Origin of the sequence: Enterobacter sp. DNB-S2 (genome assembly GCF_019443845.1) — a bacterium.
Taxonomy (GTDB): Bacteria; Pseudomonadota; Gammaproteobacteria; order Enterobacterales; family Enterobacteriaceae; genus Enterobacter; species Enterobacter asburiae_B.
Map to the genome: position 1 here is coordinate 3,553,104 of NZ_CP050520.1, position 16,382 is coordinate 3,569,485.

General features: G+C 56.8%; 19 protein-coding genes and 1 pseudogene. 16 read left to right on the forward strand and 4 right to left on the reverse strand.

The features are described 5' to 3' along the window. Positions 1-55: 55 nt before the first annotated feature. From fliF to rcsA, 14 genes and pseudogenes are all read left to right on the forward strand, one after another. The gene (fliF, locus tag HB664_RS17075) at positions 56-1,735 is read left to right on the forward strand and encodes a flagellar basal-body MS-ring/collar protein FliF (RefSeq protein ID WP_033145901.1); all 1,680 of its coding nucleotides are present in this window, start codon (positions 56-58) and stop codon (positions 1,733-1,735) included. Continuing rightward, complete coding sequence (gene fliG / locus HB664_RS17080; protein WP_023312301.1) at positions 1,728-2,726, forward strand: flagellar motor switch protein FliG; 999 nt, start codon at positions 1,728-1,730, stop codon at positions 2,724-2,726. Before fliF ends, fliG begins: the two co-directional genes overlap by 8 nt. Further along, the gene (fliH, locus tag HB664_RS17085; RefSeq protein WP_023312302.1) at positions 2,719-3,426 is read left to right on the forward strand and encodes a flagellar assembly protein FliH; all 708 of its coding nucleotides are present in this window, start codon (positions 2,719-2,721) and stop codon (positions 3,424-3,426) included. The genes fliG and fliH overlap by 8 nt, the downstream gene beginning before the upstream one ends. Further along, positions 3,426-4,796 (forward strand): flagellar protein export ATPase FliI, encoded by a 1,371-nt coding sequence (gene fliI, locus HB664_RS17090; protein WP_023336182.1) that lies wholly within the window; start codon positions 3,426-3,428, stop codon positions 4,794-4,796. The genes fliH and fliI overlap by 1 nt, the downstream gene beginning before the upstream one ends. Before the next feature lie 21 nt (positions 4,797-4,817). Next, a complete protein-coding gene (fliJ, locus tag HB664_RS17095; RefSeq protein WP_023312304.1) occupies positions 4,818-5,261 on the forward strand; it encodes a flagellar export protein FliJ in 444 nt (147 codons plus the stop codon). Continuing rightward, a complete protein-coding gene (fliK, locus tag HB664_RS17100; RefSeq protein ID WP_219939871.1) occupies positions 5,258-6,490 on the forward strand; it encodes a flagellar hook length control protein FliK in 1,233 nt (410 codons plus the stop codon). The genes fliJ and fliK overlap by 4 nt, the downstream gene beginning before the upstream one ends. A gap of 106 nt (positions 6,491-6,596) precedes the next feature. Further along, positions 6,597-7,067, forward strand: a complete 471-nt coding sequence (gene fliL, locus HB664_RS17105; RefSeq protein WP_023312306.1) for a flagellar basal body-associated protein FliL — start codon at positions 6,597-6,599, stop codon at positions 7,065-7,067. 4 nt (positions 7,068-7,071) lie between these two features. Continuing rightward, positions 7,072-8,076 (forward strand): flagellar motor switch protein FliM, encoded by a 1,005-nt coding sequence (gene fliM / locus HB664_RS17110; protein WP_219939872.1) that lies wholly within the window; start codon positions 7,072-7,074, stop codon positions 8,074-8,076. Further along, positions 8,073-8,486 (forward strand): flagellar motor switch protein FliN, encoded by a 414-nt coding sequence (gene fliN / locus HB664_RS17115; protein ID WP_023312308.1) that lies wholly within the window; start codon positions 8,073-8,075, stop codon positions 8,484-8,486. The genes fliM and fliN overlap by 4 nt, the downstream gene beginning before the upstream one ends. Positions 8,487-8,488: 2 nt before the next feature. Next, on the forward strand, positions 8,489-8,863 hold the full coding sequence (gene fliO, locus HB664_RS17120) for a flagellar biosynthetic protein FliO (RefSeq protein WP_023312309.1): 375 nt from the start codon (positions 8,489-8,491) through the stop codon (positions 8,861-8,863). Next, entirely contained in the window at positions 8,863-9,600 is a 738-nt protein-coding gene (fliP, locus tag HB664_RS17125; RefSeq protein WP_033145903.1) for a flagellar type III secretion system pore protein FliP, read from the forward strand. The genes fliO and fliP overlap by 1 nt, the downstream gene beginning before the upstream one ends. A 9-nt stretch (positions 9,601-9,609) precedes the next feature. Beyond that, complete coding sequence (gene fliQ / locus HB664_RS17130) at positions 9,610-9,879, forward strand: flagellar biosynthesis protein FliQ (protein ID WP_008500315.1); 270 nt, start codon at positions 9,610-9,612, stop codon at positions 9,877-9,879. Between the two features lie 7 nt (positions 9,880-9,886). Continuing rightward, positions 9,887-10,679 (forward strand): annotated as a pseudogene (fliR, locus tag HB664_RS17135) (flagellar biosynthetic protein FliR); the annotation flags it as partial. 287 nt (positions 10,680-10,966) lie between these two features. Beyond that, positions 10,967-11,590, forward strand: a complete 624-nt coding sequence (rcsA, locus tag HB664_RS17140) for a transcriptional regulator RcsA (RefSeq protein ID WP_008500313.1) — start codon at positions 10,967-10,969, stop codon at positions 11,588-11,590. A gap of 101 nt (positions 11,591-11,691) precedes the next feature. Here rcsA and dsrB read toward each other — a convergent pair whose 3' ends face one another. Continuing rightward, entirely contained in the window at positions 11,692-11,880 is a 189-nt protein-coding gene (gene dsrB / locus HB664_RS17145; RefSeq protein ID WP_013097741.1) for a protein DsrB, read from the reverse strand. 129 nt (positions 11,881-12,009) lie between these two features. Between dsrB and yodD the strand changes: the two genes are divergently transcribed. Together yodD and HB664_RS17155 are read left to right on the forward strand one after the other, a co-directional pair. Further along, positions 12,010-12,237, forward strand: a complete 228-nt coding sequence (gene yodD, locus HB664_RS17150; protein ID WP_008500310.1) for a YodD family peroxide/acid resistance protein — start codon at positions 12,010-12,012, stop codon at positions 12,235-12,237. A 301-nt stretch (positions 12,238-12,538) separates the two neighbouring features. Continuing rightward, on the forward strand, positions 12,539-13,339 hold the full coding sequence (locus tag HB664_RS17155; RefSeq protein WP_033145905.1) for a mannosyl-3-phosphoglycerate phosphatase-related protein: 801 nt from the start codon (positions 12,539-12,541) through the stop codon (positions 13,337-13,339). Here HB664_RS17155 and dgcQ read toward each other — a convergent pair. The 3 genes from dgcQ to HB664_RS17170 form a co-directional block, all read right to left on the reverse strand. Further along, positions 13,336-15,024: a cellulose biosynthesis regulator diguanylate cyclase DgcQ gene (gene dgcQ / locus HB664_RS17160; protein WP_219939874.1), complete on the reverse strand. Its 1,689-nt coding sequence runs from the start codon at positions 15,022-15,024 to the stop codon at positions 13,336-13,338. The genes HB664_RS17155 and dgcQ overlap by 4 nt on opposite strands. 73 nt (positions 15,025-15,097) lie before the next feature. Further along, positions 15,098-15,280 (reverse strand): YodC family protein, encoded by a 183-nt coding sequence (locus tag HB664_RS17165; protein WP_023312315.1) that lies wholly within the window; start codon positions 15,278-15,280, stop codon positions 15,098-15,100. Positions 15,281-15,358: 78 nt separating this feature from the next. Further along, positions 15,359-16,270 (reverse strand): DUF808 domain-containing protein, encoded by a 912-nt coding sequence (locus HB664_RS17170; RefSeq protein WP_032658668.1) that lies wholly within the window; start codon positions 16,268-16,270, stop codon positions 15,359-15,361. Positions 16,271-16,382: the final 112 nt, after the last annotated feature.

Below are 16,382 nucleotides of genomic sequence, written 5' to 3' on the forward strand. Positions count from 1 at the left end.
CAGTTTTGTTTCTCTACACGAATAACGTAAACCACCAGGATTTAAGAGGTGCGCAATGAGTGCAACAGCATCGACAGCGCCGCAGAATAAATCACTCGAGTGGATGAACCGCCTTCGCGCGAATCCTAAAATCCCGTTGATCGTGGCAGGCGCTGCCGCAATTGCGATCCTTGTAGCGATGGTCCTGTGGGCGAAAAGCCCTGATTACCGGACGCTCTACAGCAATCTTTCCGATCAGGATGGCGGTGCCATCGTCACCCAGCTGACCCAGATGAACATCCCTTATCGCTTTGCCGATAATGGCGGTGCGCTGGAGGTCCCGGCTGATAAGGTGCACGAACTGCGTCTGCGTCTGGCTCAGCAGGGGCTGCCGAAGGGCGGTGCGGTTGGCTTTGAGCTGCTGGATCAGGAAAAATTCGGTATCAGCCAGTTCAGCGAGCAGGTGAACTACCAGCGTGCGCTGGAAGGTGAACTGGCCCGCACCATTGAAACATTAGGCCCGGTGAAAAGTGCCCGCGTGCACCTGGCGATGCCTAAACCTTCTTTATTTGTCCGCGAACAGAAATCACCTTCAGCTTCCGTTACCGTGAACCTTGAACCTGGCCGCGCGCTGGACGAAGGGCAAATCAGCGCGGTGACGCACCTCGTTTCCAGCGCCGTCGCCGGTCTGCCGCCGGGTAACGTAACGCTGGTTGACCAAAGCGGTCACCTGCTGACGCAGTCCAATACCGCCGGTCGCGATCTGAATGATGCGCAGCTGAAGTATGCCGCCGATGTCGAAAGCCGACTCCAGCGCCGTATTGAAGCCATCCTCGGCCCGGTCGTGGGTAACAGCAACGTGCACGCGCAGGTAACCGCACAGATCGACTTCGCGAACAAAGAACAAACTGAAGAGCAGTACAGCCCGAACGGCGATGCGGCTCAGGCGGTGATGCGTTCACGCCAGATCAATTCGAACGAGCAGGTCGGCGGTGCCTACCCGGGCGGCGTGCCGGGCGCGCTGTCTAACCAGCCTGCCCCGGCTAACGCGGCACCGATTTCTACGCCGCCGGCCAATCAGCAGAACGGTCAGCAAAATAATCAGCAGACCACCTCAACGACCAATAACGCCGGTCCGCGCACCAGCAGCCGTAACGAAACCACGAACTACGAAGTGGATCGGACGATTCGCCACACTAAACTGAACGTGGGCGATATTCAGCGTCTTTCCGTTGCGGTAGTGGTGAACTACAAAACGCTGGCGGACGGCAAACCGCTGCCGTTGACTGCCGAGCAGATGAAGCAGATTGAAAACCTGACCCGTGAAGCGATGGGTTACTCCGAGAAGCGCGGCGATACCCTCAACGTGGTGAACTCACCGTTCAACTCGGTTGATGAGACCGGCGGTGAACTGCCGTTCTGGCAACAGCAGGCGTTTATCGACCAGCTGATGTCCGCAGGACGCTGGCTGCTGGTGCTGATTGTCGCGTGGCTGCTGTGGCGTAAGGGCGTTCGTCCGCAGCTCCAGCGCCGTGCTGAAGCCGAGAAAGCGGCTCGCGAACAGATGAACACGCGTCAGGAAACGGAAGAAGCGGTTGAAGTGCGCCTCAGCAAAGATGAACAGATACAGCAGCGTCGTGCTAACCAGCGCATGGGCGCTGAGGTCATGAGCCAGCGCATTCGCGAAATGTCAGATAACGATCCGCGCGTCGTGGCGCTGGTCATCCGCCAGTGGATGGGTAACGAACATGAGTAATACGCTTACGGGCACCGATAAAAGCGTCATCCTGCTGATGACCATTGGCGAAGATCGTGCGGCAGAGGTGTTTAAACACCTCTCCCAGCGAGAAGTGCAAATTCTCAGTGCGGCCATGGCCAACGTGCGTCAGATCTCCAACAAGCAGCTGACCGAAGTGCTGGCAGAGTTTGAACAGGAAGCTGAACAGTTTGCCGCGCTCAACATTAACGCCAACGACTACCTGCGCTCCGTGCTGGTCAAGGCGCTGGGCGAAGAGCGTGCCTCCAGCCTGCTGGAAGACATTCTGGAAACGCGCGATACCGCCAGCGGTATCGAAACGCTCAACTTTATGGAGCCGCAGAGCGCCGCCGACCTTATCCGCGACGAGCACCCGCAGATTATCGCCACCATCCTTGTCCACCTCAAACGTGGTCAGGCGGCCGATATTCTGGCCCTGTTCGAAGAGCGCCTGCGTCACGATGTGATGCTGCGTATCGCGACCTTCGGCGGCGTCCAGCCGGCCGCGCTGGCGGAGCTGACCGAAGTGCTGAACAACCTGCTCGACGGTCAAAACCTCAAGCGCAGCAAAATGGGCGGCGTGAGAACGGCGGCGGAAATCATCAACCTGATGAAAACGCAGCAGGAAGAGGCCGTCATTACGGCGGTTCGCGAATTCGACGGCGAGCTGGCACAGAAAATCATCGACGAGATGTTCCTGTTCGAAAACCTCGTCGAAGTGGACGACCGCAGCATCCAGCGCCTGCTCCAGGAAGTGGATTCCGAGTCGCTGCTTATCGCCCTCAAAGGTGCCGAGCAGCCGCTGCGCGAGAAGTTCCTGCGCAACATGTCTCAGCGTGCGGCCGATATCCTGCGCGACGACCTTGCCAACCGCGGCCCGGTTCGTCTGTCTCAGGTGGAAAACGAACAGAAAGCCATTCTGCTTATTGTTCGTCGTCTGGCGGAAACCGGCGAGATGGTGATTGGCAGCGGAGACGACACCTATGTCTAATGAGCTGCCCTGGAAGCGCTGGACGCCGGACGATCTGGCGCCTCCCCTCTCCGAGTTCACGCCGGCCGTCATCGCAACCGAAGAGCTTGACCCGGACGTCGAGCAGCCCGAGCTGACCGAAGAGGAGCAGCAGGCCCAGATGCTGGCGCAGCTGCAAATGCAGGCGCACGAGCAGGGCTATAACGCCGGTCTGAACGAAGGCCGACAGAAAGGCCACGAGCAGGGGTATCAGGAAGGTCTGGCGAAAGGGTTAGAGCACGGTATCGATCAGGCGCGCCAGCAGCAGGCGCCAATCCATGCCCGCATGCAGCAGCTGGTCAGCGAGTTCCAACACACCCTGGACGCGCTGGACAGCGTGATTGCCTCGCGACTGATGCAGATGGCGCTGGAAGCCGCGCGTCAGGTCATCGGCCAGACGCCCGTGGTGGATAACACCGCGCTGATCAAACAAATTCAGGGTCTGCTTCAGCAGGAGCCGCTGTTCAGCGGGAAACCTCAGCTGCGCGTCCATCCGGACGACCTGCAGCGCGTTGAAGAGAGCCTGGGCGCGACGCTTAACCTGCACGGCTGGCGTCTGCGCGGCGACCCGTCGCTACATCACGGCGGCTGCAAAGTCTCTGCCGATGAAGGCGATCTGGATGCCAGCGTCGCCACCCGCTGGCAGGAACTGTGCCGCCTGGCGGCACCGGGAGTCGTCTGATGACCGCGCGCCTCACCCGCTGGCTCACCACGCTCGACAACTTTGAGACGAAGATGGCGCAACTGCCATCTGTTCGTCGTTATGGGCGACTGACGCGCGCCACCGGCCTGGTTCTCGAAGCCACCGGCCTGCAGCTTCCGCTGGGCGCGACCTGCGTCATTGAGCGTCAGGATGGTCTGGAAACGCGTGAAGTTGAAAGCGAAGTGGTCGGATTTAACGGCCAGCGCCTGTTCCTGATGCCGCTTGAAGAGGTGGAAGGCATTCTGCCCGGCGCGCGCGTGTATGCCAAAAACATTTCTGGCGATGGGCTGCAAAGCGGGAAACAGCTGCCGCTCGGTCCTGCCCTGCTGGGCCGCGTGCTGGACGGCAGCGGGAAACCGCTCGACGGACTGCCCTCCCCGGACACCACCGAAACCGGCGCGCTGATCACCCAACCGTTCAACCCCCTGCAGCGTACCCCTATCGAGCATGTGCTGGATACCGGCGTGCGCCCGATTAACGCCCTGCTGACCGTGGGACGTGGACAACGTATGGGCCTGTTCGCCGGCTCAGGCGTAGGTAAATCCGTCCTGCTCGGCATGATGGCGCGCTATACCCAGGCCGACGTGATCGTCGTGGGGCTGATCGGCGAACGTGGTCGTGAAGTAAAAGACTTTATTGAAAACATTCTGGGTGCGGAAGGCCGCGCCCGCTCGGTGGTGATCGCCGCACCGGCAGACGTGTCGCCGCTGCTGCGCATGCAGGGTGCCGCGTATGCCACCCGTATCGCCGAAGATTTTCGTGACCGCGGCAAGCACGTGCTGCTGATCATGGATTCCCTGACCCGTTACGCGATGGCGCAGCGTGAAATCGCCTTGGCCATCGGTGAGCCACCGGCGACCAAAGGCTACCCGCCTTCGGTATTCGCCAAACTCCCTGCGCTGGTGGAACGCGCGGGGAACGGCATCAGCGGCGGCGGCTCCATCACCGCGTTCTATACGGTACTGACGGAAGGCGATGACCAGCAGGACCCGATTGCCGACTCCGCGCGCGCGATCCTTGACGGTCATATTGTGCTGTCGCGCCGTCTGGCCGAAGCCGGGCACTACCCGGCCATCGATATTGAAGCCTCTATCAGCCGCGCAATGACGGCGCTGATAACCGAGAAGCACTACGCCCGCGTGCGTAACTTCAAACAACTGCTTTCCAGCTTCCAGCGCAACCGCGATCTGGTCAGCGTGGGGGCGTATGCCAAAGGCAGCGACCCGATGCTCGACAAGGCGATTAGCCTGTGGCCGCAGCTGGAGGCATTTTTGCAACAAGGCATTTTTGAACGCGCCGACTGGGAAGATTCAATTCAGGCACTGGAGCTGATTTTCCCGCAGGTGTAACACAGGTGGAGGGCGAAGGTCATGGCGCAAAACAGCGCGTTATCAACGCTGAAAGATCTGGCTGAAAAAGAAGTTGATGATGCCGCATTGCAGCTAGGCGCAATGCGACGCGGGTGCCAGCAGGCTGAAGAACAGTTGAAGATGTTGATCGACTATCAGCATGAATATCGCACCAACCTCAATACCGATATGACACAGGGCATTGGCAGCCAGCGCTGGATTAACTATCAGCAGTTTATCCAGACGCTGGAGAAGGCGATAGATCAGCATCGCCAGCAGCTTAACCAGTGGACCCAGAAAGTCGATACCGCGCTGAATTTCTGGCGCGAGAAGAAGCAGCGACTGCAGGCCTGGCAGACTTTACAGGACCGACAGATCGCGGCAACGACCCTGGCGGAAAACCGTCTGGATCAGAAGAAAATGGATGAGTTTGCCCAGCGCGCATCAATGAGGAAACCGGAATGATCACACTGCAACAACTGCTGATGAGCGACAGCGACCTGTCAGGCGGCACGCAAACGGGGAAAGGCACCGACGGTGCACAGGACTTTCTCTCTCTGCTGGCGGGCGCCCTCTCGGACGCAACGGGTAAGGGCAAAGATGCGCCGCTGACCCTGGCTGACCTGAAAGCCGCCGGCAGTAAACTGTCAAAAGTGGCTCAGGACGCCAAAGGGGATACCACCCTGCAGGCCAAAATTGCCGACCTGCTCTCGCGCCAGACCGCGCTGAACGGCGATGAAACGTCGCCCGTCACGTCGCTTGATACGCTGGTTTCCGGGCTGGTGCCGCTGTCTAAGGGCGACGCGCTGAAGACGCTCAATGCGGCGAACAGCAAAGATGACGGTAAAAGCGAGCTGAGCGAAGAAGAGCTGGCCGGATTAAGCGCCCTGATGGCGATGCTGCCGCACCAGCAGCAAACTACCGCCTCTCGCGCGGCAGGCAGCGAGGGCGTTTCCGCCACCTCAACGCTGAATTCCGCGACGCTTTCAAACGGCGCGGGCCAACCGTCCCTGAACGCGTCTGCGGGAAGCCACGATAAAGGGCAGAGTTCTACGCCTTATCAGAACCAGGTGAAAAATAACGAGCCGGCCCTGCAGGGCAACGCGCCTGCTACACCGGCCGTAGCCGCGGCGGCAGAGAAGCAGGAGCTCGCCAGTTCGTCCTCTTCATCATCACCAACGGCCACCCTTGCACCGATTATGTCCAGCCATGCGACCAGTCAGACGGCCACCACCGTCGCCCCCGCGCCGGTGTTAAGCCAGCCTCTGGGGACCCACGAATGGCAGCAGTCCCTGAGCCAGCACATCACCCTGTTCACTAAGCAGGGCCAGCAGACAGCAGAGCTGCGCCTGCACCCGGAAGATCTGGGTCAGGTGCAAATTTCGCTTAAGCTGGATGATAACCAGGCCCAGCTGCAGATGGTCTCTGCGCACAGCCACGTCCGTGCGGCACTGGAAGCCGCGCTGCCGGTACTGCGGACCTCACTGGCGGAAAACGGCATTCAGCTTGCGCAGAGCAGCGTCAGCAGCGAGAGCTTCGCCGGGCAGCAGCAGTCTTCATCCCAGCAGCAGCACCAGGCTTCGCGTTCCGGCAACACCGGCGGTTTTAATGAAGAGAGCGATGAGTTACTCCCTGTTCCTGCCGCCCTGCAGTCCGCAGCGCGCGGTAACAGTGCCGTAGACATCTTCGCCTAAACGCCAGAGGTAGCGTGATTATCCCCGTCTTTTCCACGCTTTGACGACAGCAGGACACGGGATAATCACCTTATTAAGCTGTACCGAAACAGGAAGCTCGTATCAGATGACTGACTCCGCTATCACCAAAAAAAGTAAGCGTTCCATCTGGATCCCGCTGCTGGTGTTGATCACGCTCGCCGCCTGCGCTACCGCGGGCTATAGTTACTGGCGTATGCAGCAGGAACCGACCACCGCTGCAGCCAAAGCTGAAGCACCTCCTCCGCCGGCTCCAGTGTTCTTCCCGCTGGATACCTTCACCGTCAATCTGGGTGATGCGGATCGCGTGCTTTACGTTGGCATTACGCTGCGCCTGAAAGATGAAGCCACCCGTTCACGTCTGAACGATTACCTTCCTGAAGTGCGTAGCCGCCTTCTGCTGCTGTTCTCTCGTCAGGACGCTTCGGCGCTGGCTACCGATGTGGGTAAGCAAAAGCTGGTCGACGCCATTAAACAAACGCTGGCGACCCCGCTGGTAAACGGCCAACCTAAGCAGGAAGTCACTGACGTTCTGTATACAGCATTCATTCTGCGGTAACGACATGGGCGACAGTATTCTTTCTCAGGCAGAAATCGATGCGCTGCTCAACGGCGACAGCGATAACAATGATGATCCTAAACCGGGTATTGGCGGCGATAGCGATATTCGTCCCTATGACCCGAATACCCAGCGTCGCGTGGTACGTGAACGTCTGCAGGCGCTGGAGATCATTAACGAACGTTTTGCACGTCAGTTCCGTATGGGGCTGTTTAACCTGCTGCGTCGTAGCCCGGATATTACGGTGGGTGCGATCCGCATTCAGCCGTATCATGAGTTTGCCCGCAACCTGCCGGTGCCAACCAACCTTAACCTGATTCATCTGAAGCCGCTGCGCGGCACCGGTCTGGTGGTGTTTTCGCCAAGCCTGGTGTTCATCGCGGTGGATAACCTGTTCGGCGGCGACGGGCGTTTCCCGACCAAAGTAGAAGGTCGTGAATTCACCCATACCGAACAGCGCGTCATTAACCGCATGCTGAAGCTGGCGCTGGAATCTTACAGCGACGCGTGGAAAGCGATTAACCCGCTGGAAGTGGAGTACGTCCGTTCTGAGATGCAGGTGAAATTTACCAATATCACCTCCTCCCCGAACGATATCGTCGTTAACACGCCGTTCCACGTGGAGATCGGTAACCTGACCGGCGAGTTCAACATCTGCCTGCCGTTCAGCATGATCGAACCGCTGCGCGAGCTGCTGGTGAACCCGCCGCTGGAGAACTCCCGCAACGAAGACCAGAACTGGCGTGAAAACCTGGTCCGCCAGGTCCAGCATTCGCAGCTTGAGCTGGTGGCGAGCTTCGCCGATATCCCGCTGCGGTTATCTCAGATCCTGAAATTACAACCCGGTGATGTTTTGCCGATAGAAAAACCCGACCGCATTATTGCCCATGTGGATGGTGTCCCCGTGCTGACAAGCCAGTACGGCACGATTAACGGTCAGTATGCGTTACGCGTTGAGCACTTGATCAACCCGATTTTGAATTCGCTGAATGAGGAACAGCCCAAATGAGTGACATGAACAATCCGTCCGATGAGAACAGCGGAGCACTGGACGATCTGTGGGCTGACGCGTTAAACGAGCAAAAAGCACCCCCGGCCAAAAGTGCAGCGGATGCCGTATTCCAGCAGCTCGGCGGCGGTGACGTCAGCGGCACGCTGCAGGACATCGACCTGATTATGGATATCCCGGTTAAGCTGACCGTTGAGCTGGGACGCACCCGCATGACCATTAAAGAGCTGCTGCGCCTGACGCAGGGTTCCGTGGTGGCCCTTGACGGTCTGGCCGGCGAGCCGCTGGATATTCTGATCAACGGTTATCTGATTGCCCAGGGTGAAGTGGTGGTGGTTGCCGATAAATACGGCGTACGCATCACCGACATCATTACCCCGTCTGAACGTATGCGTCGTCTGAGCCGTTAAGCATGAAAACCCAGGCAACAATATCACAGCCTTCTGCCGTTCCCGGCTCGCCTCTGCTCCAGGTGAGCGGGGCATTGTTCGGTATTATTGCCTTTATTCTTATCGCCGCCTGGCTGGCGAAGCGCTTTGGCCTGGCGGGTAAAACCGCCGGTGCCCGCGGCCTGAAGGTCAGCGCCAGCACCACGCTGGGTCCACGCGAGCGCGTGGTCATCGTCGAGGTAGACGATGCGCGCCTGGTCCTGGGCGTCACGGCCTCAAACATCAGCGTATTACATAAGCTGCCGCCCGCCCCTGTTGTGGTGGACGAGCGCGCAGACGCCCCTGCGGATTTTCAGTCCGTCATGAAGAGTTTGCTTAAGCGTTCCGGGAGATCCTGATGCGCCGTTTGTTATCCCTGACGCTTGCGGGCGTTGGCCTGTTTGCTCCCGCGGTCTATGCACAGCTGCCCGGTCTGGTCTCCACCCCTCTCGCGGGCGGCGGACAAAGCTGGTCGCTTCCGGTGCAGACGCTGGTCTTCATCACCTCGCTGACGTTTATTCCGGCCATCCTGCTGATGATGACCAGCTTTACCCGCATCATCATCGTCTTTGGTCTGCTGCGAAACGCGCTGGGAACCCCTTCCGCGCCGCCAAACCAGGTTCTGCTGGGGCTGGCGCTGTTTTTGACCTTTTTCATTATGTCGCCGGTGATCGATAAGATTTATACCGACGCCTATCAGCCGTTCAGCGAAGACAAAATCTCCATGCAGGAGGCGCTGGATAAAGGCGCGCAGCCGCTGCGGGAATTTATGCTGCGCCAGACGCGCGAAGCCGACCTGGCCCTCTTTGCCCGCCTGTCCAACACCGGCGAGATGCAGGGACCGGAAGCGGTGCCAATGCGTATTCTTCTGCCTGCCTATGTCACCAGCGAGCTGAAAACCGCGTTCCAGATTGGCTTTACCATCTTTATTCCGTTCCTGATTATCGACCTGGTGATCGCCAGCGTCCTGATGGCGCTCGGGATGATGATGGTGCCGCCCGCGACCATTGCCCTGCCCTTTAAGATCATGCTCTTTGTACTGGTCGACGGCTGGCAGCTGCTGGTCAGTTCGCTGGCGCAGAGTTTCTACAGTTAAGGAACGGCAATGACACCCGAATCGGTCATGATGATGGGCACGGAAGCGATGAAAATCGCGATTGCCGTTGCCGCGCCGCTGCTACTTGTCGCGCTGGTTACCGGTCTGATTATCAGTATCCTGCAGGCCGCCACGCAGATTAACGAAATGACGCTGTCGTTCATCCCGAAAATCATCGCCGTGTTCGTGGCGATTATCGTGGCCGGGCCGTGGATGCTGAACCTGTTGCTGGACTATATGCGCAACCTGTTTACCAATCTGCCGTACATCATCGGCTGACCTGACGATGCTGCACTTCACCAGCGACCAGTGGGTTCAGTGGCTCGGCGTCTATTTTTGGCCGATGCTGCGCATCATGGCGCTGATATCCACCGCCCCGATTCTCAGTGAGAAATCGATACCCAAGCGCGTCAAGGTGGGGCTGGGCATTATCATCTCCATTATCGTCGCGCCCTCTCTTCCCCCCGTGGATATTCCGATCTTCTCGGCGAACGCGGTGTGGGTGGCCCTGCAGCAGGTGATGATTGGCGTCGCCGTCGGCTTTACCATGCAGCTCGCCTTTGCCGCGGTGCGTACCGCAGGGGAACTGATCGGCCTGCAGATGGGGCTATCGTTCGCCACGTTTGTTGACCCTGGCAGTCATCTCAACATGCCCGTGCTGGCGCGTATTATCGATCTGCTCGCCATGCTGCTGTTCCTGTCGTTCAACGGCCATCTCTGGCTTATCTCCATGCTGGTGGATACGTTCCATACGCTGCCGATTGGTGAAAATCCGGTGAACAGCAACGCTTTTCTCGCGCTTACTCGCGCTGCGGGGCTGATTTTCCTCAAAGGGCTAATGCTGGCGCTGCCGATCATCACCCTGCTGCTGACCGTCAACCTGGCGTTAGGTTTACTCAACCGAATGGCGCCGCAGCTTTCGGTGTTTGTCATTGGTTTTCCGCTGACGCTGACGGTTGGGATTTTATTAATGTCATTACTGATGCCACTTATCGCTCCCTTCTGTGAACATTTATTCGGCGAGATATTCAACCTGTTAGCGGATATTGTCAGCGAGCTGCCACGCAAATAATAGCCCTCACTGTTGCTATTGTCTTTCTGAGGATATTCCTAAAATAAAACGCGTAAAACATCTTCCAGGATATATCTGACGCGGTTTAATTGTTTCTAACCATCTCACAATACTTAATATTTACTTTACTTTAAGAAGATTCCTGGCAAATTATACGTAACTTTACGGGATAGTGAGTCCGCCTGAAAGTCTTTGTCATGCTCACAGGTTTATTATTTTTTTCCATCCCGTATGGCTGTTTTGAGCTCTCAGGCAGATGGTGAATTATCGTTACGCATTGAGTGAGGGTATGCCATGTCAACGATCATTATGGATTTATGCAGCTACACCCGGCTAGGGTTAACCGGGTACCTGGCAAGCAGAGGGGTAAGAAAGAGAGACATCAACGATGCACACACCGTTGACGAACTCGCAGCCGCTTGTGACGAACTAAAACCAGGCGTGGTGTTTATTAATGAGGACTGTTTCATTCACGATCCAGCCAACAGTCAGCACATTAAGCAAATCATTAATCAGCATCCAAAAACCCTGTTTATTGTTTTTATGGCGATCGCGAATATCCATTTCGATGAGTATTTGTTGGTCCGTAAAAATTTATTGATCAGTTCTAAATCGATTAAACCCGAGTCGCTGGATGACATTCTGGGTGATTATTTGAATAAAGAAGTTAAAAATGTAGGAGCGGTTAACTTACCCACCCTATCATTAAGCAGGACTGAATCAAGTATGCTGCGAATGTGGATGGCGGGACAAGGAACTATTCAGATCTCTGACCAGATGAATATTAAAGCGAAAACCGTTTCGTCACACAAAGGAAATATTAAAAGGAAAATTAAAACGCATAATAAGCAAGTGATCTACCACGTGGTACGCCTGACCGATAATGTGACGAACGGGATTTTCGTCAACATGCGTTAGTCGCTTAAGACCTGTGCACCCTACCTTTGATCTCTGGCCTGGCCAGAGATTTTTGCTTCTGGAAAGGTTGTCGGGCACGCGATGTGCTACCCGACGCCGTGCTACTCCGCCTTCTCGACAAAAATACCGTCCGGATGCCCCAGTTCGTTAAAAAACCAGATGCCGAGCGGGTAGTCTTCAAGCGATACCAGGTACATTGTGCCTTCGCTAAACTCTTCAATTGCCAGCACCACACCCGGGCGGCGCGGCCCACCGTCCGTTTTAACGGTTACCCGATCGTTGACCTTCATACATTCCTCCTCTGGTTTTGAGCCAGTGTAGAACAAAACGCAAAAACGCACATCGCCGCCCGGCGTGATTGGCGTTTTTATACACAGTCTATACTTACCGTTGGACACGGCTGAAAGAGGAACCCCGTAATGAAGACCGATAAAGAGTACAGCGACACCATCAAGCGCGAAGTCGAGGTGGATGTCGATGCCCTGCTGGCCGCCATCAATGAGATCAGTGAGTCAGAAGTCCGCCGGTCGGACGACAATTCGGACCGCGTCATTGTCAACGGAAGGGATTATCACACCTATCGCGAGCTGGCGGAGGCCTTCGAGCTTGATATTCACGACTTTAGCGTGTCTGAAGCCAATCGGTAGGGCGAAAAAAATCCCGGCCATGGGGATGACCGGGATCAAAACTTGCTTATGCAAGAAGCACTTGAAAATTCGTTACACCAGGAAATCTGATGTACATGCCACACTATCCCCAACGAATTTGGCTGACAAGCATATATTCTTACGATGAATATAATATTTTTAACATAATGCTTTTTGTTATGAGCAATAACACACGCCGAATGCGGGTTTGCCAGGAGCATTCCTCTTTTCTCCGGTTTTCGCCTTCATTATTTTTTAGGAATTTTCTTAGAGCGAGACGCATCTGTTACCAGGAGTCGCTATGCCTTCACTGCGGGATACATTGCTGATTTTCTCTGACCTGGATGGTTCACTGCTGGATATTCACACCTATGAGTGGCAACCCGCCATGCCCTGGCTGGACAGGCTGCTGGATAATCAGGTTCCGGTTATTCTTTGCAGCAGCAAGACCGCGGCAGAGATGCTCGATCTCCAGCTGGATCTGGGGCTGGAAGGCTTGCCTTTTATTGCCGAGAACGGCGCGGTGATTCAGCCTGACGTGCGCTGGGATAAGGTTCAGCGCCAGATAAGGGGGATGACGCACCGGGATATTCGCCCGCGAATCGAACAAATTCGCCTGCAGACGGGCTATAAATTCACTACCTTTGACGACGTGGATGAGCACGTTATCAGCGAGTGGACCGGCCTGACGCGCTACCGTTCGGCGCTTGCCCGCAAGCATGAAGCGTCCGTCACGCTCATCTGGCGCGATACCGACGAGAAACTGGTCCAGTTTGAAGAGGAGCTAGCGAATGTCGGCCTGAAATGCCTGCAGGGCGCGCGCTTCTGGCATGTTCTGGACGCTCGCTGCGGCAAAGACGTTGCGGTGAACTGGCTGATTGAGCAATACCGCGAGCTGGAAGAGATTGAACCCACCACGCTGGGGCTCGGCGACGGTCCCAATGATGCGCCCCTGCTCGACAGCGTTGACTTCGCGGTGGTGATTAAGGGCATTAACCGCCAGGGCATCACGCTACGGGACGATAACCCTGCCCGGGTTTATCACACCCGGCAGCCCGGCCCGGCGGGCTGGCAGGAGGGGCTGGATCACTTCCTGTCTTAATCGCGCCAGACGACCCGGTTACGCCCGCTCTGTTTGGCCTGATACAGCCGGACGTCCGCCACGGACTGCAGCTGTTCAAACTCGTAGTTACCCGCTTCATCCGCGCTGCTGACCCCCAGCGACGCGCTGACGCGCAGGGTCGTGCTCTTCTTCACCAGGATCTCCTTACTGTTGATCCGGCAACGTATACGGTCCGCGACGCTTCTCGCCTCCTCCAGACCGATCCCCGGCAGGACGACGCAAAACTCTTCCCCGCCTACGCGCCCTGCCACATCATTCTTGCGTAACGCGCTGGCAATCAGCCCTGCCGTGTGGGAGAGCACTTTATCCCCGGCCTGATGGCCGAAGCGGTCGTTGATATTTTTAAAATGGTCGAGATCGATCTGAATCACCGAGAACGGCAGCGACTGCTGGCGACAGGTTTCCGCCAGCAATTTTGCGCGGTCGAACAGCGCGCCGCGATTATTCAGTCGGGTAAGCGGATCATGCCAGGCCTGCCACTGGAGCGAGTGCTGAAGCGTGTACATGTTACTCACCATGCGGCGGATCACCAGCCACGAGATCAACAGCATGGCGGTAAAGAGCGCCCACATCAGCGCCAGCACGATACTGATGCTGCCGAAGTCGTCCTGTACCCCTTCGTGCAGGGTGTGGATCCGCAGGACAACGCCGTCGAAGTGATCGAGCCGCTCCCAGCTCACAAAACGGCTTCCGAGGCGGATCCCGCCGCCGGTGGCGTGCTCAATCGCCTGCGCAATCTGCGCCGTTTCGCGTTCGTCAAAATGGTTAACCGCGTTTTCCGTATGGGCAGAGGTGGCAATCATATTGAGCCGGGTATCGTACAGCTGATACTCCCCTTCCGTTCGGTCTTCGGTCGCATCGGCCAGCAGACGCTGCATGGTGCCCAACGTAAAATCCATCGCCACGACGCCATACCAGTAATGGTTGAAATAGATGGGGACGCTGGCGGTGATCATTCGTTCATCATTGGTCCAGGATGAGGGGGTGGAGATGAACCAGCGCACCGCGCGAGCGCGATTGTTCCGCTCTGACTGCTGGGTAAACCAGGACTGCGTGACAAGATGGTAATAGCGGGAGGTAATGTCGCCCGCCTGGTCCGGCGTATCGGTGGAAATGAAAAACCCGGCGCGGGACACGTAGATCACGCGCGCTTCCGTTTGTGCTCTCGACGACGCCAGCCTGAGCAGATACCCCACTTCGAGCGTGGCAGAAATCTCGTGGCTGAGGCGTTCGGCGTCACGATTCAGAAACGTGGTTTTCTCGACGAAGGCATCCGAGACACCGTAAATGGGAAGGGTGCGTTTTTTATCAACGGCAAGCTGCCAGGTGGGGAGCATGCGGACTGAGCTAAAGCGTGACACCGCATTCTGGAGTACATCAAATGCCAGCGGCGTCTGGATCGCATCATGCATGCCCTGACGGAACAACAGCATCCTGTCGACGCTGTTCTGCAGCTGCCTGTCCAGCGAACTGGCCACCGTATCCAGATGGTTACGCTGGCTGGAGATGTACGCTTCTTCCAGTACCACCACTTCACGCCAGGTCAGTAGAGTCGAAAATACCAGAACAACCAGAAAACAGAGATTAACAATCAACCCCGGATTGCTACGCTTATGCAGCCATTGCAAAAAAGATTGTCTTACAACAAAGGTATCGCGCTGCACACACACTCCCTGATCGCTGCCTTACACCCGGTACTGGAGATAAAAACGCCCGGCAAAGCCGGGCGTTATGTGATTAAGCCTTATCCCGCTGGTGCTGCCCGTCCCCCGGCTGAAGCTCATCTTCACGAAATGCTTCCCGCTTGATGCCATAGCCATCGTGCCACCGACATTCCACCATTCCGCTGGAATACCCGGTGACAATCATACGTGGGCCGCCCTTCTTAGGCTTAACTTCATCACTGACCAAAAAGACCATACCTGCCTCCTGTATCAGGGTGAAACTGTTTCAATTTAGACGAGGAATGGTCTTTTTGCATCCCATAACGGGTAACAATTAGTGCGACGTGCCGCGAATTTTTTCAACCAGCTTCACCGCCGCGACCACGATAGCGCCAATGATGAAGCCGAGCACCAGATTCAGCAGCGTGGGCAGAATCGCCGCGACAACGGCCCCCTGCGCCGAGGAAAAATGTTCGATCGCATGGTGCAGCGGCGCGATACCGTGCACCACGATCCCGCCGCCCACGAGGAACATCGCCAGCGTGCCCACCACCGACAAACTCTTCATTAGCCACGGGGCCAGCACCAGCAGGCTTTTGCCGATGCCTCTTGCCACCGCGCTCGATTTCTCCTCCAGCCAGTAGCCGATATCATCCAGCTTGACGATCAGTCCCACCAGGCCGTAGACGCCGACCGTGACCAGAATGGCGATGCCGGAGAGGATCAGAACCTGATTCAGGAGCGGCGCGTCAGACACGATGCCCAGCGTAATGGCGACAATCTCTGCGGACAGGATAAAGTCGGTCCGAATGGCGCCTTTGACCTTATCGCGCTCGAAGGTTTTCGGATCCTGAGCGGCCAGCGCTTCAAGACGCTGCTGGCGCATCTCCGGCGTATCGCTCTGCTTGCGCGCGCTAAAGGAGTGCAGGACCTTCTCTACGCCCTCGAAGCAGAGAAACGCCCCGCCAATCATCAGCAGCGGCGTGATGGCCCAGGGAATAAACGCGCTGATCAGCAGCGCCAGCGGCACCAGAATCACCTTATTCAGGAAGGAGCCTTTTGCCACGCCCCACACCACCGGCAGTTCACGGTTAGCTCTTACCCCACTCACCTGTTGGGCGTTAAGCGATAAATCATCTCCCAGCACGCCTGCGGTTTTTTTCGCCGCCAGTTTCCCCATCACTGAAATGTCATCCAGTAAGGTCGCAATATCATCCAGCAATGTTAATAAGCTACTTCCTGCCAAAATCTTAATCCTTCATTTTTTGGTAATTAGGTGAATAGTATGGAGCAAAAGCGCAAACCCGGAAACACCCACCTCACGTCAACAAAAAATTCACATCTGCCACACAATTAAA

Coding starts and splice junctions, on each gene's coding strand:
- fliF (WP_033145901.1), top strand. CDS start 56: ATGAGTGCAACAGCATCGACAGCGCCGCAGAATAAATCACTCGAGTGG.
- fliG (WP_023312301.1), top strand. CDS start 1,728: ATGAGTAATACGCTTACGGGCACCGATAAAAGCGTCATCCTGCTGATG.
- fliH (WP_023312302.1), top strand. CDS start 2,719: ATGTCTAATGAGCTGCCCTGGAAGCGCTGGACGCCGGACGATCTGGCG.
- fliI (WP_023336182.1), top strand. CDS start 3,426: ATGACCGCGCGCCTCACCCGCTGGCTCACCACGCTCGACAACTTTGAG.
- fliJ (WP_023312304.1), top strand. CDS start 4,818: ATGGCGCAAAACAGCGCGTTATCAACGCTGAAAGATCTGGCTGAAAAA.
- fliK (WP_219939871.1), top strand. CDS start 5,258: ATGATCACACTGCAACAACTGCTGATGAGCGACAGCGACCTGTCAGGC.
- fliL (WP_023312306.1), top strand. CDS start 6,597: ATGACTGACTCCGCTATCACCAAAAAAAGTAAGCGTTCCATCTGGATC.
- fliM (WP_219939872.1), top strand. CDS start 7,072: ATGGGCGACAGTATTCTTTCTCAGGCAGAAATCGATGCGCTGCTCAAC.
- fliN (WP_023312308.1), top strand. CDS start 8,073: ATGAGTGACATGAACAATCCGTCCGATGAGAACAGCGGAGCACTGGAC.
- fliO (WP_023312309.1), top strand. CDS start 8,489: ATGAAAACCCAGGCAACAATATCACAGCCTTCTGCCGTTCCCGGCTCG.
- fliP (WP_033145903.1), top strand. CDS start 8,863: ATGCGCCGTTTGTTATCCCTGACGCTTGCGGGCGTTGGCCTGTTTGCT.
- fliQ (WP_008500315.1), top strand. CDS start 9,610: ATGACACCCGAATCGGTCATGATGATGGGCACGGAAGCGATGAAAATC.
- rcsA (WP_008500313.1), top strand. CDS start 10,967: ATGTCAACGATCATTATGGATTTATGCAGCTACACCCGGCTAGGGTTA.
- dsrB (WP_013097741.1), bottom strand. CDS start 11,880: ATGAAGGTCAACGATCGGGTAACCGTTAAAACGGACGGTGGGCCGCGC.
- yodD (WP_008500310.1), top strand. CDS start 12,010: ATGAAGACCGATAAAGAGTACAGCGACACCATCAAGCGCGAAGTCGAG.
- HB664_RS17155 (WP_033145905.1), top strand. CDS start 12,539: ATGCCTTCACTGCGGGATACATTGCTGATTTTCTCTGACCTGGATGGT.
- HB664_RS17165 (WP_023312315.1), bottom strand. CDS start 15,280: ATGGTCTTTTTGGTCAGTGATGAAGTTAAGCCTAAGAAGGGCGGCCCA.